Below are 19,471 nucleotides of genomic sequence, written 5' to 3' on the forward strand. Positions count from 1 at the left end.
AACTTGCGCACTCGGGTGGCGATCATGACAGGGGAATACCCTCGACTTGCTTCGGATCCTTTTACTCTGGTCTCTTCTCTTCCTGAGACGGAACGGCCGGGAACGCCTTCACTGACAGGTCTTGGCCAATATGACATTGCAGGCAAAAATCATTACGCGTAGGATGTGGAGTGATTGGAGCCCCGATCATCCCGATTCCGTGGCATGCCAGGCACATTCCTTTCCTCGCTTCCGCATCGTGGGGGATCAAAGGCGGGGCGCCTTCATAGGCGCGAGGCAGTCTCTTGCTGCCTTGTTGGGGAGCAACCTGCTCGGAGAATGCGCTCCCACTCAGAGTAGTCAGTAAACCAAAGAGGAAAATCCAGAAGAAGATTGTTTTGAGTGGCTTCATGATCATCCTCTACGCCTTCTCGATCCGAACCGCGCATTTCTTAAAGTCCGGCTGCTTGGAAATAGGATCGTAGGCATCAAGCGTCACCAAATTGATGAGGACATTTTCGTCGAAGAAAGGTACAAAGACCACGCCTTTCGGAACCGTGTTTCTTCCGTTCACCTGGGCCTTGGCGATGACCTCTCCGCGACGCGATTGAACGCGGACCGGATCCCCGGTCTTGATTCCCAAGGCGCCCGCGTCCTCGGCGTTGATCCACACGGGAGCAAAGGGGGCGGCACGGTGAAGCTCAAGAACTCTCCTTGTAATGGTCCCTGTATGCCAGTGCTCAAGGACGCGACCTGTCGTGAGCCACAAAGGATATTTCTCATCGGGCTGCTCGGCTGGTGGCTCATAGGGTCGTGCCCAGATCACGGCGCGACCATCAGGCTGGCCGTAAAAACGGACGCCCTCGCCTTTCTTGACGTACGGGTCGAAGCCCTCCCTGTAGCGCCACCGCGTTTCTTTTCCCTCGACAACCGGCCAGCGCAGTCCGCCACGGACCTTCGCGTATACATCATAGGGCGCAAGATCTTTTCCAGACCCCAGGCCGAATTTTCGATACTCCTCAAAGAGTGCTTTTTGCAGGGGCTCCTCGCCGTAGGCGAACAGGTGTCCCATATCAAGACGCTTAGCTAGTTCGACGATCTGCCAGAGATCGTCCTTCGCTTCGCCGGGTGGATCTACCATCTTAAACCAGTGCTGCGTGCGTCGCTCGGTGTTACCAAACATCCCCTCCTTTTCGACCCACATGGCCGATGGAAGGATGAGATCGGCATGCCGAGCGGTTTCGCTGGGATACACCTCGGAGACCACGATAAACCGCTCGCCTCCCTTTCGCGCACCCTTGCGATAGCGACCCACATGCGGGAGAGTCTGAAAGGGGTTGGTGGTGTTGATCCACATGACCTTAATATCGCCGCGATCCAGGGCGCGAAACATCTCCATGGTGTGATAGCCGGGCCTGGGTGAAATCTTCTCAACCGGGACATTCCAAATTTGCGCTGTTTTTTTCCGATGCTCTGGATTCGCGACAAACATACCGCCAGGAAGCGTGTGGGAGAGTACACCTGCTTCTCGCGTGGTCCCGCATGCTGAAGGCTGCCCGGTCAGCGATAAGGGACTGTTGCCGGGCTCGGCGATTTTGCCGGTCAGGAGGTGAAGGTTATATACAAGGTTGTTGATCCAGGTGCCGCGAACGTGTTGGTTAAAGCCCATCGTCCAACAGGACACGGCCTTCCGTTTGGGGTCGCCCAAGAGCCGGGCAATCTGACGAATCGTATCTGCCGGGAGGCCGGAAAGTTTTTCAGCATATTCCGGTGTGTAGGTTTCCAGGAATGTTTTGTACTCCTCGAAACTTATCGGTTGAGCCTTGTCGGTAAAAGGTTTGTAGGTTTTCCAACTGGTTTCAGAAGCGCCGCCATACTCAAAGTTATCCTCTACGCCATAGCCGATCTCTGTCAGCCCCTTTTTGAAGGTGACATGCTTCTGAATAAATGCCTCGTTTATGAGCCCTTCTTTCACGATGACATGCGCCATGGCATTCGCGAGGGCGAGGTCTGAGTGGGGCTTGAAAATAGCCACGATATCTGCGGGCTGATCGCTGCTGCGGTTCAGAAAGGTTTGCAGGCTGACGATCTTGACGTTCGCATCCTGGTGCTTCCGCTCCATCATCCGCGAGTAGAGGATCGGATGCGCCTCAGCAAAGTTAGAGCCCCAAATAAAAAAGGTATCGGTGAGTTCAATATCGTCGTAACACCCCATGGGCTCATCCATGCCAAAGGTCGAGAAGAAACCGGCCACGGCCGAGGCCATGCAGAGGCGCGGATTGCCCTCAAGGTTGTTAGAGCCAATCCCTGCCTTCATCAGTTTATTGATGGCGTAGCCTTCAAAGACCGTGGTTTGACCAGAGAAGTATGCGGCAACTGACTCTGGGCCATGCGCTTGGATAGCCCCCTTAAACTTGGAGGCCATGATATCCAACGCCTGGCTCCAAGAGATCTCGACAAACTTGTTGCCCTGGCGAAGCAGCGGCACCTTATAGCGGTCACGGCCATAGAGAATCTTGGGAAGACTATAGCCTTTGATGCAGAGGAGGCCACGATTGACGGGAACCTCCGGATCTCCCTTGACAGCCACCACCTTACCTTTTCGAAGACCCACCAGCACGCCGCATCCGACGCCACAGAAGCGACAGGGGCTCTTCTCCCAGGACTCTGCCGCCGCCTCGGCAGCCTCCGCTTGACCCACAGATCCAGGGAGTATTGCGCCAGAGGCGGAGACGATTGCCGCACCTGCTCCCGCCAAGGTCTTTAAAAGCTCTCTACGAGAAAGTTTCATAGTTGACCTCTGTTGTCCAGATTAGCCGAAAACCGGCACCGTAATCTCTCACATCCCGAACTTGTGTGCCCGATTGGTAAAAAAGATCCCGGAGGGATGATCCGCCGGGAACTCCTTCAACACCGTAAAGGTCGCCGTATCGTAGACAACCACTTTGCCGCCGTCCATGAGAGAGACGTATGCAGCCTCTCCCTTGGGCGTGAACTGCGGGTGTGTGGCCCCTGGCCCGGGATTGAGCGTCTTGACAACCTTCATGCTGTCAACGTCAATGACATCGATCAGGTCCCCGTTTTTGCCAATAATGTCCACCCAGACCTGCCGTCCGTCAGGCCGCACTACGGTGTACAGCGCGGTGCCGCTGATCGGTATGGGCGTAAGCGGCGTCCAGTCGAGCGATGAATACACCAAGGCAACCTCACGCTTGAGCGCAGGAAGAAAAGCCAGCCTTCCAGTAAGAGCCCAGCCTTTGAGGTGTGGAATCTTCCACAGCGGAACCTCGGGACCTTTACCTTGCTCGGCAAGGATCGGAGCGACCCGCTCGAGCTTCCACGTGTCGAGGAGTCCCATCCAGTTCGAGTCCAAAAAACCCGCGAGGTAGTAGCGCCCGTCCGGACTTATCAGAGCGTCGTAGGGTGTCTTCCCAACATCGGTGAACTTGCGGATGACCGGAAACTCTTTTTTCCCCGCATCCACAACCCATACACTGTTGGCGTCCATCAGGGAAAACACAAGCAGATTCCCTGGCGCGTCGACTAACCCCGCTACCCGTGACGGAACCTCCTTTCCGCTCGCATCCGTGTGCAGTGCCGGGATCGTCTTCACCAGCTCTAGCGTGCCGGCATCCAGAATGCGCACCTCGCCGGGAATGTAATTGCTGAGCGCCACGTACTTGCCATCCTGGCTGATGACGCCGCCGACGGACAATCCCCCTGCGTTCACCTGCTTGACGAGCTTGAGAGTCAAGAGGTCAATCTTCGATACCTGGGCCTCGCGACCGATGACGTAGGCATAGCGTGCATCCGGGGAAAATTTCACCGTCGCATGGGTGAGGTTTCCGAGCCCGGAAATCCGCCCCAGAAGCTCGTGGCGGGAGGAGTCGATGACAAGGACACTACCGGCCAGTCGCTCGACGACGACCACCAACGACGCCGTGCCCCAACGCGGGTCATTGGCGCTCGATTGTATAGCAAGCCGAGAGCAACTCGATAGTAATGGCAAGCCGAGAATAAGGAGAAAGAGAAAGGCCTTAGTGGACCGAGGTGAGCGTGACGGCACGACCGTTCTCCTTTCCATCTGATGAGATCCCCAACTCCTCGTCGCTCAGGTAGCAGCCCGGATCGGAAGCCCACTGGTCCCCGGTCGTTGCCTCCGCTCTTACCCTTGAATTGCCACCGCAAAGCTCAAGATGCGGACAGCGAGCGCAGCGGCCCTTGAGGGCGCGGCTGCGATCTTTAAGCACACGCATTACCGGATCGGCGGTATCTTCCCAGATCGCCGCAAAACTCCTCTCGCGGACATTGCCGAAGGAGTAATGGCTCCAAAAAGGATCAGCATGGACGTTTCCGAGGCTATCGATGTTTGCCAGCGAGGTGCCGGAACTATTCCCTCCTTGACGTTTCAGGAGACGGAGAATCGATTGCGCCCGCACAGGATCGGACCGTCGCATCTTCAAGTAGACGTAGACGCCATCGGCATCGTTATTGCCGGTGGTCACTTCGATCTTTACGCCGCGGCGATGAAAATCCACAGCCCTTTGCATGAGATAATCGAGCGCGCCTTGCTTTTCCTCAGGCAGAAGATCGTCATGGACGAGTCCTGCGCCCCGTCCCGCATAGACCAGGTGCGAAAAGTAGAGGCGGTCCAGTTTCTCATTCTCTGCCATGTCAAAGATCGCCGGAAGATCGGGGAGTATCCGGCGGCAAAGAGCGGTCCGAATACCAACTTTTATCCCTTCATCGCGAGAGAGGCGTAGCCCTTGTAGTGCCAGAGCAAATGAGCCTTGCATTCCGCGAAAGCGATCGTGTACTTGCCCGATTCCATCCAGACTCACGCCAACGTAGGTAATGCCGGCAAGCCGCAGTCTCTTCGCCGCCGTGGCGTCTATCAATGTACCGTTCGTTGACAGCGCGCAACGCACCCCCAGATCTTGGGCGTACTCAGCGAGCGTGTAGAGATCTTCCCGATATAAAGGATCTCCGCCGGAAAGGACGACCACCGGAATCCTATAGCGACCCAGATCAGCAATCAGCCGCTTTCCTTCATCAGTCGTCAGCTCATCGGCGTAGGCGCGGTCCTGCGATTGGCTGTAGCAGTGCAAGCAATGCAGGTTACAGCGCCGCGTCATGTTCCAGATGACCACCGGATTTTGGGCAGAGGGCGTTAAAGACGACCCCTCTTTCTGCCTCGAGGGTGTCTCAGGGTCCTGATCCGACCCGCACAATAGTTCCGTGATCCTCAGCATCGTCGATGATCCAGAGCCTCAGCCCGCACCGTTGATCAACCCAGAGGGTAACTACTCAGGTAGATAGGCTGAAGGCTTTTAGGGGTAAGCCATGCGTGATCATACAAAACTCCGAAAAGGTCTTGAGTGGCTCGATTCGTGCCTTGCGAGATAATTTAGAACCTTCAGTCTTCAGCCTTCAGTCTAAACACCTGAGTAGTTACCCCGGAGGAAACATCATAACACGTAATAGACTACGGGGCGAGCCTTGAAGGGCTCGCCCCGTAGGTCCTGCTCTCCGTGCATCAGCCCAGATTAGTAAATATCGTGCACCGTATTGTAGACGTTAAACTTGCCTGTCGGCGTTACAATGCGCGGATCATCGATCCTCGCTACTTCTTGAAGCGTCTTATCATTATAGACGACGATCTCGCTCTTACCGTCTTTCTTCCCCCACACGCTTATCCATACCTCGTCCCCGGCCTTGTTGAACTCGAAATGGACCGCGCGCCCTTTGTCCGAAACCTTCCAGCACTTCGGATCTTTGTCCATGTTCGCTTTCTCGAAGACGCAGACTTGCTTTTGAATTGCCGGGTCACCGTTCAGGGCGTGGTCTACCCAGACATTTTTGCTCTTCGGGTGCGTCTTGATAAACAGGCCGCCGCCTCCCAGGGTCTTGAGCTCCCTCACCTTTTTCCAAGCAGACTCCTTGTGCTTGGCCGGATCGGTTCCGTAGACAGTGACCTTGCCTTCGCCGAGATGCGGTGTGCCATTGACCGGACCGAATTTCGGATCGATCCAGTTGGCGCCACGCCCCGGATGAGGCTTGATTCCGGTTTCGAAGATCGCCTCCAGTTTTCCTTTCTCGACGTCGATCACGACCATCTTGTTCGCCATGTTAGCCGCTACCATGAAGTAGCGTTTGGTGCTGTCCCAGCCGCCGTCGTGCAGAAACTTCTCGCTTTCGATCTGGGTCATTTTGAGGTTCTTGAGATCCGAGTAATCGAAGAGCCAGACAAGCCCGGTCTCCTTGATGTTAATAACCCACTCGGGCTTGAAGTGCGACGCCACAATCGAGGCGACCCGAGGCTCGGGGTGGTACTCCTGGGCATCATAGGTGTTGCTCCGGCTGCTGACGACCTTCAATGGTTCCAGCGTCTGGCCGTCCAACACGATGATCTGCGGCGGCCAATAGCAGCCAATGACAGCGAGCTTGTCGGTGAAGTCACCGAGTTTTCCTTTATACTTGCTCGTGTCGATGGAGCGCGCATCGCTGCATGGCTTCACCTCCGCGATCTTATCCGGAACTTTCATCCACAGATCGATCATCGTCGCTCGGCCATCGCGGCCGATGGTGTACATGTAGCGCCCTGAAAAGGAACTGCGCGAGATATGTACCGCATAGCCGGTCTTGACAATGTTGACGATCTCCTTGGTGTCGCCGTCGATTATCGCCACCTGGCCGGCATCACGGAGGGTCACGGCGAAAAAGTTCTTCCAGTCACGGTTATGTTCGGGCTTTGTGGGTCGCTGGTCTACCGGCACGGTCAGCTTCCAACTTTTCTTCATCTCCGCCATGCCGAGCTCGGGCGGTACGGGCGGGTCGTGCTGGATGTAGCGGGCCATCAGGTCGCTTTCGGCGTCCGAGAGAGTTCCTTGCCGACCCCAGTCCGGCATGCCGCCTCCCGTACCGTTCACGATGAACGCCTTCAGAACAGGAGTTGTTAAGGCACGGGTTTTCGCAGGCAGAAGGTTCGCGCCCGTCGCGCCTTTTCTTAAGACCCCGTGACAGCCCGCGCACCGATCAAAATAGATGCGCTTAGCCGTCTCAAGCTCACCCGCCGCCAGAGGTGGAAGCGGCGGAAGCTCCGGTGCCGCAGGTGCCTGCTGAGCCTGAGCCGGAACGATCCATAGCAACAGGGCTAATACCGCCAACATCGCCTTCCTCACCATGTACTTCTCCTTTTGTTGAATGATGTCCCCGAGACTTTCATGGTTAGCGCTCTCTGATAAGGCATTAATCATGCTCTAGAGTCTACCGCCAGGCCTTTAGAATGCTAAGCAGTGCGTTTCGGTGTCTCATTATATCTCTCACCGCACTACCAAGCACGACGCGCGCTCTTGATGCGGGGCTATATCGCTTGCCACTATCGCTCGGCCTGCACCATCCTGTCAAGAGTTTTCTTCAGCCCCCCCGTGTCGTGCCACCCGAGCCTGGCGTGTACCGCGCAACGGGGCGTGTTGCACATTTCAGTTGAAGCGGCATCGGCGGCAATGGTAGTGTACTCGCAGGACGGCACGCCCACTTCGGGATGGCCGCATACGGATGAACGCGGAGAGACGAGATGTTTCAGACCATTGAATGGACACCAGAGGGCGCCGTCCGGCTTCTGGATCAGCGTCGGTTGCCGGCGGAAGAGGTGTATGTCGAGTGTCGCGATGTGGCGGCCGTCGCACACGCGATCCGGACCATGCAGATCCGCGGGGCTCCGGCGATCGGCGTGGCCGGCGCGATGGGCCTGGCATTAGCGGCGCAGACCATTCGTGCGACGTGTTTTGAGGCATTCTACGCGGAGTTGTTGCGCCAGGGCGAGGTGCTGCACAGGACCCGCCCCACTGCCGTGAACCTGGCGTGGGGGATCGAGCGGATGCAGCGATGTGCGGCCGCACACAAGGCCCTCCCGGTGGCCGAGATCGTCCAGGCCCTCATCCGGGAGGCACAACAGATCCGGGAGGAGGACATCCTGGGCAACCGGGCGATCGGCGCGTATGGCCGAGGACTCATCCCCGATGGCGCCACCGTGCTCACCCACTGTAACGCCGGCGCCTTGGCCACCGCGGGCTACGGGACCGCCCTGGGGGTCATCCGCGCGGCGCACGCGGCCGGCACCCGGCTGTCCGTGTGGGCCGGCGAGACGCGACCGTTTCTGCAGGGCGCCCGGCTGACCGCCTGGGAGTTGCAACAGGATGGCATTGCGGTCACGCTCATCACCGATAATATGACCGGCCACCTGATGCAGCGTGGGCAGATCGATCTCGTCATCGTTGGGGCCGACCGGATCGCCCGCAATGGCGACGTGGCGAACAAGATCGGGACCTACACCCTGGCTGTCCTGGCGCAGGCACACGGGCTTCCGTTCTATGTCGCGGCCCCCCTGTCCACCCTGGACCTATCGCTTGGCGACGGCATGGCGATCCCGATCGAGGAGCGCGATCCCGAGGAGGTAACCAGTTGGGCGGGCGTCAGGACTGCGCCGGTTGGGGTCCGGGCGCACAATCCCGTCTTCGACATGACGCCTCACCGGTACATCACCGCCATCATAACCGATCGGGGGGTGGTACGGCCCCCGTACGATACGGGCCTGGCCGCTCTGGCCGGCCAGAGCGTCGTAACATCTACAGCGTCATTGCGTGATAGCGTCAAATCCACACATACGCCATAGATGTTGCATACAATAGACGCAATAGACGCCGCCCGCAATGGACGCAATAGACGCCGCAGATGTACGCCTGCGGGCATGACGGTGATGCTGATGCTACTGCTGGCACCGCTGCACGCCACCGCCTCGCCTGAAACGCCACCAACATCTCTGTGGCAGGAGGCGCTTACGCGCATCGGGACCCACGATTACCATGGCGCGGCGCCCCTGCTTGACGATCTGCGGCAACGCGATGGCTTCGCCAAAGCCCACGAGGCCAACTTCCTCCTGGGCGTGGTGCTGTACCGACAGAAGCAGTGGCAGGAGGCCGCCGACGCATTGGAGGTGGCCGCAACGCAGGTGCCTGTACTTGGGGATTATGCCCTGTACTACGCCGCATCAGCCTATCAGACCCTTGGCCTGAACTCTCGGGCGCTGGCTGTACTGTCGCGCCTGCTTCACGAGCATCCGGGGAGCCTGCTCACCGAGCGAGCTCGACAAGAGCGCGCACGGCTTTATTCCGACGCTAACCAACTCGCGCAGGCTGAGGAGGCGTACCGGGATTACCTGGCCCACGCCTCAGGCGAGGCGAGGCGACGGGAAGCGCAACTCGCGCTGGCAGAGATTGCCGTCAAGGCGGATAAGCGCCGGGAGGCCGAAGCACTGCTACGCGAGCTGTGGCTCAAGTGGCCGGCGAGCCGGGAGGCGGCTCGAGCCGGCGAACTCCTGGCCTCAATGGCAGAAGTACCACCCTTCACCCTTGATGAGCAGTTCGATCGGGCGCTCAGTCTGTACCGTAGCAGCCAGTACGCCCAGGCAATTACCGCGTTCACACCCTTCTTGCCTGTCCCCGACCCCGATCGGGGAAGCGATGGCTCGCCCCCTCTCGACAGAGCGCGGGACAGGTTTGCCTCTCGCGCAAGGCTCTGGAGCGGCGTCAGTTACTTTCACCGCCGGGACTACAGCCGAGCCATCAGCCTCCTGTCGCCTCTGGGTCAGGACCACTCCCTTCATTCGGCGGAAGCGCTGTACTGGACCGGGCGAAGCCATGTCAGAGTTAACGACAGCGAAAAAGCCATCACAACGTGGACCCGCCTGGTCGACGCCTATCCGAATAGTCCCTTTAGCGCCGAGTCACTCTACCTGATGGCGCTCCAGTACAGTGACGATGGCAAACCGAAACGGGCTGTACGGGCTCTCACCAGGCTCCTCAGGGACCACCCGTCTAGCCAGTTCGCCGACGCCGCCCTCTGGACTCGGGCCTGGATCCATTATCGACAGTCGGCTCTTACGGAGGCACTTGCTGATCTGCAACGACTGCACGCGAGGGGTGCGTCAGCCTCGCGGTTTCAGGTGCAAGCTCTCTATTGGCAGGGCCGGGTCCTTGAAGGTCTGAAAAAGAGGGGGAAGGCTGTAGCGGCGTACCGAGGGCTACTCAGTACCCACAAGAACGAGGACTATTACGTCGAACAGACGCGTCTGCGCCTGAAGACGCTGGAGCCACAGTCTGCGCGTGCCCTCGCGCTCGCCACGCCAAGCGAGCCTTCAGGGGTCAGTGGTCAGGGGTTAGCCGTTCCTGTACCCTGTACCCTATCCCCTCAACCCTGTTCTTCCGAGGTGGCCAAAGCCAGACTGCTCAAGGATCTGAACCTGCGGGAGGAGGCATCAGAGGAGTTCTGGGCCCTCGCAGGGCGGTCTGCGGAAGACCGCGGACTCTTATACGAGGCCTGTAGCGCGTTGCTCGACTTGGGTTATCTCGATAAGAGTGTGGCGATCGCGAAGCGCCTCCTTCGTCCGCTGTATGCCCACAGTCGGCCCGCGGGGCCGGTGCCGAGATATTGGGAGTTCCTCTACCCGCTCGGATATTGGGATCTGGTACGGGGGCAGAGCGCGCAGTATACCCTTGATCCATACCTGGTTGTTGCGCTGATTCGGGAGGAGAGCGCGTTTAGCGAACGGGTAGTGTCGTCTTCCGGGGCTGTTGGGCTGATGCAACTGCTCCCCACAACCGCCAATTACATGGCCAATGCGAAAGGCAGCTCTGGGGATCCGACGAAGCTCGACACGCCGGCCAATAATATTGCGCTTGGCACTCGATACCTGGCGATGATGCTCGATGAGTTCAAGGGCAACTGGGCCAGGGCCTTAGCCGCATACAATGCTGGGCCAAACCAGGTGCGTCGCTGGTTGGGACGGTTGGGGGATCGCACTGATGACGAGTTCATTGAAGAGATCCCGTTCTCAGAGACGAGAGCGTATGTGAAGCGGGTCCTCGGAAGCTATTACCGCTATCGAGCGCAGTATAGTAAAGGATAGGGTGGAGGGTGGAGGAAGGTGTGGACAACGGGCAAATGACGCTACAGGGGAAACAGATCGTGCTGGGCGTGACCGGGAGTATCGCCGCCTATAAGGCCGTAGAGCTTGTGCGGGCGCTCACCACGGCGGGGGCCGGTGTTCGGGTCGTCATGACCGCCTCGGCCCAGCGCTTTGTGACCCCCCTGACGTTTGCCACCCTCTCGCGGCAGGCGGTAATGACCGACCGTGTGACCCTGGAGGACGAGACGACGATGCCGCACATCGCCACGGCGCATGAGGCCGACCTGCTCCTGGTCGCGCCTGCCACCGCCAATACCATCGCCAAGTTCGCTCAGGGGCTGGCCGACGATCTACTGAGCACCCTCTTCCTGGCGTGGACGCGGCCGGTTGTGCTTGCGCCCGCCATGGACGCGGCCATGTACCGCCACCCCGCCGTTCAAGAGAATCTGGCGCGATTGCAGGGCTGGGGGGTGCGACTTGTGGGTCCGGCGACTGGTGAGCTGGCCTCGGGCGTGTGGGGTCCCGGCCGTCTGTCCGAGATCGGCGAGATCGTGCAGGCCGTGACCGAGACGCTCTGTCCCGTACGCGACCTGTGCGGCGAGGTGATCCTGATCACCGCCGGCCCGACGCGTGAGCCGATCGATCCGGTACGCTACCTCAGTACCCGCGCCTCCGGCAAGATGGGGTACGCCCTGGCAGAGGAAGCGGTGGCGCGAGGCGCGCGTACCATCCTGGTCAGTGGCCCGACCCACGTGAGCCCGCCTACGGGGGTCGAACTCATCCAGATCGAGACCGCCCTGCAGATGCGCACGGCTGTGCTGGACCGATTGGCCGAGGCTACGGTGGTGATCAAAGCAGCCGCGGTCAGCGATTATCGTGTCGCGCAGCCGGCTGACGCCAAGCTCTCGAAAGGCGAGGCGCCCCTGACGCTGGAACTGGTGCCTACTCCGGACATCCTTAAAGAGATTGGTGCTCAGAAGGGCGCACGGATTGTCGTCGGCTTCGCGGCCGAGACCGGCGAGGTTGTGCGGCGGGCTCACCATAAGCTGATGGCCAAGCAGCTCGACCTGATCGTGGCGAACGACGTGAGCCAGGCCGGGGCCGGGTTCGCGTGCGACACCAATCTGGTGATCCTACTCGATCCGGCAGGGGGGGCTGAAGAGCTCCCACTGCTTCCCAAACGGCAGGTGGCGCGTCACATCCTCGACCGCGTGGTGGGCCTCCGGCAGCAGAAAAACAGGGTAGAGGGTGGAGGGTAGAGGGTGGAGCTGAGATGGACGAACTCCGGGAACTAATCGGCCAGGCGCGCGCCCACCTGCGTCGGCAGCAATTAATGGGGGTGGAACGCCTGCACGTTGCTTGGCCGGCACGTTCATGGGTGCGGCCTGCACCCTCCATACCCCCGAATGCCCTAATCGGGGGACTGCCACTCACCCAGGTACGGGAGGCGCTGGGGGAGTGCACGCGGTGTACGCTGCACCAGGGTCGAAAGAATATCGTCTTTGGGGTCGGGAGCCCGAAGGCATGGCTCACCTTCGTGGGGGAGGCGCCCGGGGCGGACGAAGACCAACAGGGCGAGCCGTTCGTGGGAAGAGCGGGACAACTGCTCACCCGGATCATTGAGGCGATGAAGCTCACCCGCGAGCAGGTCTATATCTGTAACATCATCAAGTGCCGACCCCCGGCCAATCGTAACCCTGAGCCGGACGAGATCGCCGCGTGCGAGCCGTTCCTGGTCGCACAGCTTCAGGCCATCCAGCCGAAATTGATTTGCGCGCTGGGCACCTTTGCGGCCCAGACGCTCCTGCGCACCAAGGAGCCGATCTCAAAACTGCGTGGGCGGTTTCACGACTATCACGGGATTCCGGTTCTACCCACCTTCCATCCTGCGTACCTGCTGCGCAACCCGCACGAGAAAAAGACGGTGTGGGAGGACATGAAGCTCCTGATGCGAGAATACGAGAAGCTCACCAAATCACAACACATCGCCTCAGGTCCAGAATCCTCTTGACGGTCTGGAGGGAGTCGGTGCAGGAGCTAACCAATTCCGGAAGAAGAACTTAGTAGCGCTAATGCGCAGGAGGCACGCTCATGACGGAGATGAATGAGCAGCGAGGCATGGGGTGGTTGCCGGACTACCCGGACTTTCGGGATCACACGATCGAACTGGATGAGCTACCTCCACGACTCAAGGCGCTTGGCCAGCATGACTCGGTCAAGGTAATGCTGAAAAAGGTGGGGGCCGCGGTACCCCCAAAGACGCTGCCGGCCTCTGTTGATCTGAGGACCTGGTGCGCCCCTATTGAGGATCAGGGTGCCTTGGGCTCCTGCACGGCCAATGCGGGGGTGGGGGTGGTGGAGTACTTTGAGCGCCGGGCCTTCGGACATCATCTGGACGCTTCCCGCCTCTTTCTGTATAAGACGACCAGGAACCTGATGCTTTCTACAGGGGATACGGGCGCCTTCCTCAGGAGTACGATGGGGGCCCTCGTGCTGTTCGGCGTTCCGCCAGAGGAGTACTGGCCGTATGCTATTGCCGACTTCGACAAGGAACCGAGCGCCTTCTGCTATGCCTTTGCCCAGAACTTTCAGGCGATTCAGTACTACCGGCTCGATCCGACCGGCACCAGCAAACCGACCCTGCTCACCCGTATCAAGACCAATCTGGCGGCGGGGCTGCCGTCAATGTTCGGGTTTACAGTCTATACCTCGATCTCCCAGGCGGACAAGACCGGCAAGATCCCCTGCCCTACCCTTGGGGAAAAGGTGTCAGGCGGGCATGCCATCGTGGCCGTGGGGTATGATAACGCCATGAAGACTAAGAACACGAACCCGGGAGGCGTCGAAACCGTAGGAGCCCTGCTCATCCGAAACTCCTGGGGAACAGTATGGGGCGACCACGGATATGGCTGGCTCCCTTACGACTATATACTGAAAGGACTAGCCGAGGATTGGTGGTCACTCCTGAAAAATGAGTGGGTGGATACCGGGGCGTTCAAGCTTTAAGGATTGCATCGGTCAACAACGTCGTAGTGGCTGGACTACCGGAGGCAGAGTTGATCTGTCTTTCTAGAGGGCAAGCTTGGCGTTACGCCTCACGCCATGTAGGGAAAGGCGAAAAGTGAGCGGATTGAGAGACAATCAAGGAGGTAGTCCATGCTGAAGATGGGGTGGCGCAAGCTCAGGTTCACTGGCGCTGGCATCGCACTCACGGCAACCCTGGCCTTCTTTGGGCCGATCCCTGCCGATGCCGGCTTGATATCCGGGCGCGTCAATGATACGAATGGGAAATTTCAAGCGGGGGGGACTTTCCGCGTGAAAGATTCTGCGGGCAAGGTCGTCAACGACCGTGTGAAGACGGATGAGCGCGGGGGGTATAGTATCTTCCTACCTCCTGGCAACTATACAGTGGAGTTTAGCGATGGCAGGAGCGCAGTGATCCAGAGCCATTCAGAACCGCTTCAGCAAAATATCTACCTCAAGTAAGGGATGGAGCGAAGCATGCCAGGTAACCCGGAAGAAGGGTCGAGTTCACAGCCAGCCCCGGGGGAACCACATTCAGGGCGCATCCTGGATTGGATCAATGCAATTGCCAAGGTGTCCGTACCTGTTGTGGTTGCGGTCGCGACTTGGGTAGGGGCGTACTATGCGAACAAATTTCAGGGGCAAATGTCCAGCGCTACCTTACTCAGTGAGCGTGAAAAGGCCGAGAGTCAGCTCCGGGCTTCCATGTTCAGCAGCCTTATCGATCCGATCGCCGGACCGAGGCGAGGAGACGGTATGTCCGCCGACGGGGAACGACTGCTGGTGGAGCTGCTCGCCCTCAATTTCCATGAGCATTTCGAGTTGAAGCCGTTGTTCGACCGGGTGGACAGGCGACTCGCCAACGAGGGGGCACAGGAAGCGCGCAGGTCGTTGAGATCGGTCGCTGATCGGATCATTGATCGGCAGATCGCCTCGCTGAGAAAGGAGGGGAGTGGCAATAGCTCTGATGGGGCAGGGGCCAGGGTTGACGTGCTGACCATCACGGAGACGCCGCTGACCCCCTCACAGAAGGCGGTGTTTGATTCGCTCGTCGCCAATGAGCAACGGCCGTATCAGGTGGTGGCGAAACTGCAAGAGCCGATTGGCGACTTAACCTCACCCGACGGGAAACACCGATTGACCGTTGTCGTAGACGAAGCCGACTGGGCCAATCATCGATTGAAGTTGCAGCTCGTCGCCATCAGCACGAAAGGGGGGTCGCTGGACTCAAGCGTGGCGTTCACCCTCACCCACTTTGACTTCCCCCTTACCGACAATACCCTCTTCCCTGATGGCAACCGAATCGCGCTCGCCCTCTCCAGCGTCCACACTGAGGGGGAACTAAAAAGCATAGCCCTCAAGCTTATCTGGTTCCCAAAGGACTATTTTACGCCTCGGGAACGGCCCCTCGACAACAGTGAGTTCCTGAAGCTGGTGGGGAAGAAAACATAGGGTAAGGAGCCATCAAGTTGCTATAATGGAGCCAGAAAGTGAAGTAGGTGGATCCTGACACGTCTCCTCTTTGAAAAGAAGGCGGGAGAGTAGAGGAAGGCGAACGTGTTGCGCGGGTAACGAAAGGCAGTGGGCAACATGCTCATCTTTTCAGCTCGGACTTGAGAAACCACTGAGCGCCTGTAAGCCGATCGCAAAGAAACAGATGAATACGTGACACCCAGGCGTGACTATGAGGGAAAGGGGGAGTAAAAGGATGACCGGAAGGGTGACTGCCTTGATCTGTGTGGTGCTGAGTGTGGTCCTTGCTGCGGGATGCCGGAGCAGGAGCGAGCTCCGCCTCAAAGCCGTTAATACAAGCGCTTCAACCATTTACTGCCTCTTTGATCCATCCTGTACGGTGACCTTTACCGACAGTGGCACCACTCCTATCCCGGTGGCGGCTGGGGGAACGAGTTTCCTCCAGACTCGCACCTTCGTGGGCAAGTCAGGTACGCCGGCGAGCGGTCTGTATGGGTACGAGTACCGGATTGACCTCTCGAAGGCCGTTGAGACCATGGTTGATGTCGAGGATTTCGGTAAGGTCAAGTACATGCCCTGTCAGCTTTCTATAGCGCTTGAGTTCGGTCCCATCATCGACACCCTGGATTATAATGGCGATGGGAAGACTGGAGATCTGGCCTATGTCGTCACGAGCGGCGGTCCTGGAAAGATAGGCCTCGATTCCTTTGAGCGATACCACAACATGCTCACGTTTCGCTTCGACTCTCCCGTCTGCGCCGGGCGCCTCGATAGCGAGGGCGATAGCACCTACTTCTTTGGTCTTGTCTCCGCACGACCGCCGCGGTCCATCACAGCAACAATCAAGGAGACGGCCGGTATAGGCTCTGCGTCGCCAAAAATGAAGAAGAATATACGGCACAAAGTGCTGGTCAGCGCACCTCAGATAGGCAATGAGTGAGCCGGATCATCCCCGAAAGTCTTTGACATCAATCCTGGGATTGTCAGAGTAGCCTGTGGCGATTTAGCGGAGGACCTGAGCCGGATCCTGCCGGTCCAAAGGACGGGGTAGGTAGCCTGGACGGACTAGCTTGAGTTCAATGAGATACCCCGCAGCAAGCTGCGGGGTATCGTCTTCTGTCATGACCCGTCATTCCGTGCTTGACACGGAATCCAGTCTGGCCCTCTGGATACCGGCTTCCGCCGGTATGACGAACTCGCGGCAAGCCGCAGAGTATCAACCATCAACGGAATGACCATAGTCGGTCTTCGATCAAGAAGTCTTTTCTAGGCGACGTTCATCTTCGCCACGATCCTTTACAGGGGAGGGCCGCCTCGGCTATAGTCGGGATATGGCCACCGAACCTGACCATCTTCTCGTTGAAATCGCCCTGCCGGTTCCCCCACGAAGGGTCCTGACGTATACCATCCCGTCCGATTTACAGAAACAGGTTGAGGTCGGCAAGCGAGCCCTCGTGCCGCTTGGCCCTCGCCTGGTGACCGGGTATATTGTCGGTCTCCACACGTTCAGCGATCAGCCGTCAGCCGTCAGGCATCAGGCATCAGAACTCAAGCCGATTGACGCGATCCTGGACCCCGAGCCGCTGCTAGATCACCACATGCTGGAGCTCACACGCCTTATAGCGGACTACTATCTGACGTCGTGGGGGCTGGTTATTCGGGCAGCTCTGCCCCCTGGGATCGATCGTAGGACGGCTCGGACTGTCGAGCTCATCGAGTCTCCGGACCTTTTCCCACATACGTTAAGCGGGGAGCGCCTCACCCAAGAGGCCGGCAAGCTTGGCCCCCTCCAGCAGCAGATGCTTGCCGCTCTGCAAGTGCAACGCCGGATGCTGCTTTCATCCCTCAAACAGCGGTGGCCGGACGAGGAGGTCGATCGTCTCATCCGCATGCTTGTCAGACAGAACCTGGCGAGGGTGGAATACCGCGAATGCCTGCCATTGGTTCGGCCTGCCTATCGGTCCTTGCTCGGCCTGGCCGTCGACCGCGCCTCTGCGGAGGCCGAGTTGGCCGCTCTCCGACGACGGGCGCCGCGACAGGCCTCGTTACTCGATCGCCTGCTGCAATCAGGATCAACACTCACGTCTGTAGAGGCCACAGTCCTCGCTGGCGCCTCCGGGGTTCGCGGCCTCATCGCCAAAGGCTTCATCCGTCGAGTTACGGAGGTGGTTGAGCGGTCTCCCTGGGAAGAGCCCGTTGTTGCCACGGGCTCCTGGCCTGAGCCCAACTCAGCCCAACAAACAGCGATTGATGGGCTCCTGGCGGGACTACCCTCTCGCACATTTTTCCCGGCACTGCTCCATGGCGCAACGGGGAGCGGGAAAACCGAGGTCTATCTTCGAGTGATCGGCGAGGTGGTACGACAGGGAAGGCAGGCGCTCGTACTCGTTCCGGAAATCGCCTTGACCCCTGTTACTGCCGATCGATTCCGCTCCCGCTTCGGGGACCGGGTCGCACTACTGCACAGCGGCCTCTCGCCTGGCGAGCGGCTGGATCAGTGGTACCGCATCAAGCGCGGGATGGCCGATATCGTCGTGGGTACGCGGTCCGCGGTCTTCGCCCCTCTCTCTCGCCTTAGCCTCATCGTGGTCGATGAAGAGCACGACGACTCTTATAAGCAGCAAGATGAGCCGCGCTACCACGCGAGGGATGTAGCCCTGGCCAGAGGGCAGATGCTTGGGATTGCAGTCCTCCTTGGTTCCGCGACCCCAGCCTTTGAAAGTATCCATCGTGCCAAGGAAGGGGCCTACCGACTATTCCTGCTTCCAGAGCGGGTTGAAGCCAGGACACTGCCCTCGATGACACTGATAGATATGCGCGAAGAACGTGCGAAGTGCGAGGTGCGAGGCGCTCCGCTCATCTTCTCCCGACGGCTGGCGGACGCGATCAAGGAGACGCTGGCTAAAGGGGAGCAGGTCTTGCTGTTCTTGAATCGACGGGGTTACGCCAGAGTACTGCTCTGCCGTGACTGCGGTTTCGCCTTGCACTGCCCACATTGCAGCCTACCGCTCATCTACCATGCGGTGGACGCCAGGATGCGCTGCCATTACTGCGATCATCGAGAACGCCCGCCCGCCCGCTGTCCCAAGTGCGGTGGGTTCGCGTTCGGATTCCTAGGGTATGGGACGCAGCAGGTAGAGGCCGCTGCTCGGCTCCTTGCGCCGGACGCGACCATGACCAGGATGGATCGTGACACCACGCGGCGACGGCGGGCGCACCAGCAGATACTAAAGGCCGTTGAGCAGGGACAGACGCAGGTCCTGATCGGAACGCAGATGGTTGGGAAGGGGCACGACTTCCCCGGGATTACCTTGGTCGGGGTCCTCTCTGCCGATGCCTCGATGGTGCTCCCCGATTTCAGGGCCGGGGAACGAACCTATGCCCTGCTCACACAGGTGGCCGGACGGGCCGGCCGTGGCGACCGGCCTGGTCAGGTGCTGGTTCAGACCTACAACCCGGATCACTATAGTATCCTCGCAGCCCGCAATCACGATTATGAAGCACTGTACCGAATCGAGCAGCCACTCAGAGAGAAGCGCGGCCTTCCTCCCTTCGGCTTCCTCGTCCTGCTCCTGGTCACCTCTTCAAAAGAGGGCCACGCGCAAGAGAAAGCCGAACGGCTCACCAGCCTTCTCCTGGAACGGGCCGTTTCGTCCCTTACTATCGAGGGACCGGCTCCGGCGCCGCTTTACCGGCTGAAAGGACGCTATCGCTGGCAGATCCTCGCCAAAGGTCCTGACCCGAGTACACTGCATCACTGGGTCAAGGAGACGATTGCGCTGCTCCCGCCGTCAGAACAAGTGGGCATCGAGGTCGATGTCGATCCCGTCAATCTGTGTTGAACGAGCAGCTATTAGCACTCAGCCGTCAGCGTTCAGCTTCTCTTGCTGACTGCTGAAGGCGGGTGTAAGACAAATTTATGGGTAATATTGACTTTTCCCTTTTTTTGGCCTATCATCTGATTGTTAATTGAGCAATCAGATAAGGAGGCCTTATGACAACACCACTTGAACAACTGGAAGAGCGCCG

Annotated in this window: 14 protein-coding genes; 9 read left to right on the top strand and 5 right to left on the bottom strand. The window is 59.1% G+C overall.

From position 1 onward, the window contains the following. Positions 1-61: 61 nt before the first annotated feature. The 5 genes from CLG94_RS12825 to CLG94_RS12845 form a co-directional block, all read right to left on the bottom strand. Positions 62-397 carry a nitrate reductase cytochrome c-type subunit gene (locus CLG94_RS12825; RefSeq protein WP_107564073.1) on the bottom strand — a complete coding sequence of 112 codons (336 nt, stop codon included), beginning with the start codon at positions 395-397 and terminating at the stop codon, positions 62-64. A 3-nt stretch (positions 398-400) separates the two neighbouring features. Then, entirely contained in the window at positions 401-2,770 is a 2,370-nt protein-coding gene (locus CLG94_RS12830) for a molybdopterin-dependent oxidoreductase (RefSeq protein WP_107564074.1), read from the bottom strand. Between the two features lie 48 nt (positions 2,771-2,818). After that, on the bottom strand, positions 2,819-4,063 hold the full coding sequence (locus CLG94_RS12835) for a cytochrome D1 domain-containing protein (protein WP_107564075.1): 1,245 nt from the start codon (positions 4,061-4,063) through the stop codon (positions 2,819-2,821). Then, on the bottom strand, positions 4,017-5,231 hold the full coding sequence (locus CLG94_RS12840) for a radical SAM/SPASM domain-containing protein (protein ID WP_107564076.1): 1,215 nt from the start codon (positions 5,229-5,231) through the stop codon (positions 4,017-4,019). Before CLG94_RS12840 ends, CLG94_RS12835 begins: the two co-directional genes overlap by 47 nt. A gap of 294 nt (positions 5,232-5,525) precedes the next feature. Then, entirely contained in the window at positions 5,526-7,163 is a 1,638-nt protein-coding gene (locus tag CLG94_RS12845; protein ID WP_193450664.1) for a cytochrome D1 domain-containing protein, read from the bottom strand. Positions 7,164-7,555: 392 nt separating this feature from the next. Here CLG94_RS12845 and mtnA point away from each other — a divergent pair, with 392 nt between their 5' ends. The 9 genes from mtnA (at position 7,556) to priA (ending at position 19,284) form a co-directional block, all read left to right on the top strand. Continuing rightward, positions 7,556-8,653 (top strand): S-methyl-5-thioribose-1-phosphate isomerase, encoded by a 1,098-nt coding sequence (mtnA, locus tag CLG94_RS12850; protein WP_107564077.1) that lies wholly within the window; start codon positions 7,556-7,558, stop codon positions 8,651-8,653. Positions 8,654-8,743: 90 nt separating this feature from the next. Continuing rightward, a complete protein-coding gene (locus CLG94_RS12855) occupies positions 8,744-10,945 on the top strand; it encodes a lytic transglycosylase domain-containing protein (protein ID WP_161954188.1) in 2,202 nt (733 codons plus the stop codon). A 20-nt stretch (positions 10,946-10,965) separates the two neighbouring features. Next, a complete protein-coding gene (coaBC, locus tag CLG94_RS12860) occupies positions 10,966-12,204 on the top strand; it encodes a bifunctional phosphopantothenoylcysteine decarboxylase/phosphopantothenate--cysteine ligase CoaBC (RefSeq protein WP_239993260.1) in 1,239 nt (412 codons plus the stop codon). Positions 12,205-12,218: 14 nt separating this feature from the next. Further along, positions 12,219-12,956, top strand: coding sequence for a uracil-DNA glycosylase (locus CLG94_RS12865; RefSeq protein WP_107564080.1), 738 nt, complete (start codon positions 12,219-12,221; stop codon positions 12,954-12,956). Positions 12,957-13,036: 80 nt separating this feature from the next. After that, positions 13,037-13,951 (top strand): C1 family peptidase, encoded by a 915-nt coding sequence (locus tag CLG94_RS12870; protein ID WP_107564081.1) that lies wholly within the window; start codon positions 13,037-13,039, stop codon positions 13,949-13,951. A gap of 150 nt (positions 13,952-14,101) precedes the next feature. Then, the gene (locus CLG94_RS12875; RefSeq protein WP_107564082.1) at positions 14,102-14,431 is read left to right on the top strand and encodes a carboxypeptidase-like regulatory domain-containing protein; all 330 of its coding nucleotides are present in this window, start codon (positions 14,102-14,104) and stop codon (positions 14,429-14,431) included. 294 nt (positions 14,432-14,725) lie between these two features. Then, positions 14,726-15,421 carry a hypothetical protein gene (locus CLG94_RS12880; protein WP_153062407.1) on the top strand — a complete coding sequence of 232 codons (696 nt, stop codon included), beginning with the start codon at positions 14,726-14,728 and terminating at the stop codon, positions 15,419-15,421. Positions 15,422-15,677: 256 nt separating this feature from the next. Continuing rightward, entirely contained in the window at positions 15,678-16,382 is a 705-nt protein-coding gene (locus CLG94_RS12885) for a hypothetical protein (RefSeq protein WP_107564084.1), read from the top strand. Positions 16,383-16,773: 391 nt separating this feature from the next. Continuing rightward, positions 16,774-19,284: a replication restart helicase PriA gene (gene priA / locus CLG94_RS12890; protein ID WP_107564085.1), complete on the top strand. Its 2,511-nt coding sequence runs from the start codon at positions 16,774-16,776 to the stop codon at positions 19,282-19,284. Positions 19,285-19,471 lie beyond the last annotated feature (187 nt).

The organism is Candidatus Methylomirabilis limnetica (assembly GCF_003044035.1).
GTDB lineage: Bacteria > Methylomirabilota > Methylomirabilia > Methylomirabilales > Methylomirabilaceae > Methylomirabilis > Methylomirabilis limnetica.

Excerpts from the sequence above, each read along its gene's own strand:
- CLG94_RS12855 (WP_161954188.1), top strand. The coding sequence starts at position 8,744 with ATGCTACTGCTGGCACCGCTGCACGCCACCGCCTCGCCTGAAACGCCA.
- CLG94_RS12865 (WP_107564080.1), top strand. The coding sequence starts at position 12,219 with ATGGACGAACTCCGGGAACTAATCGGCCAGGCGCGCGCCCACCTGCGT.
- CLG94_RS12845 (WP_193450664.1), bottom strand. The coding sequence starts at position 7,163 with ATGGTGAGGAAGGCGATGTTGGCGGTATTAGCCCTGTTGCTATGGATC.
- priA (WP_107564085.1), top strand. The coding sequence starts at position 16,774 with ATGGCCACCGAACCTGACCATCTTCTCGTTGAAATCGCCCTGCCGGTT.
- mtnA (WP_107564077.1), top strand. The coding sequence starts at position 7,556 with ATGTTTCAGACCATTGAATGGACACCAGAGGGCGCCGTCCGGCTTCTG.
- CLG94_RS12875 (WP_107564082.1), top strand. The coding sequence starts at position 14,102 with ATGCTGAAGATGGGGTGGCGCAAGCTCAGGTTCACTGGCGCTGGCATC.
- CLG94_RS12830 (WP_107564074.1), bottom strand. The coding sequence starts at position 2,770 with ATGAAACTTTCTCGTAGAGAGCTTTTAAAGACCTTGGCGGGAGCAGGT.
- CLG94_RS12835 (WP_107564075.1), bottom strand. The coding sequence starts at position 4,063 with ATGGAAAGGAGAACGGTCGTGCCGTCACGCTCACCTCGGTCCACTAAG.
- CLG94_RS12825 (WP_107564073.1), bottom strand. The coding sequence starts at position 397 with ATGATCATGAAGCCACTCAAAACAATCTTCTTCTGGATTTTCCTCTTT.
- CLG94_RS12870 (WP_107564081.1), top strand. The coding sequence starts at position 13,037 with ATGACGGAGATGAATGAGCAGCGAGGCATGGGGTGGTTGCCGGACTAC.
- CLG94_RS12880 (WP_153062407.1), top strand. The coding sequence starts at position 14,726 with ATGTCCGCCGACGGGGAACGACTGCTGGTGGAGCTGCTCGCCCTCAAT.
- CLG94_RS12885 (WP_107564084.1), top strand. The coding sequence starts at position 15,678 with ATGACCGGAAGGGTGACTGCCTTGATCTGTGTGGTGCTGAGTGTGGTC.
- CLG94_RS12840 (WP_107564076.1), bottom strand. The coding sequence starts at position 5,231 with ATGCTGAGGATCACGGAACTATTGTGCGGGTCGGATCAGGACCCTGAG.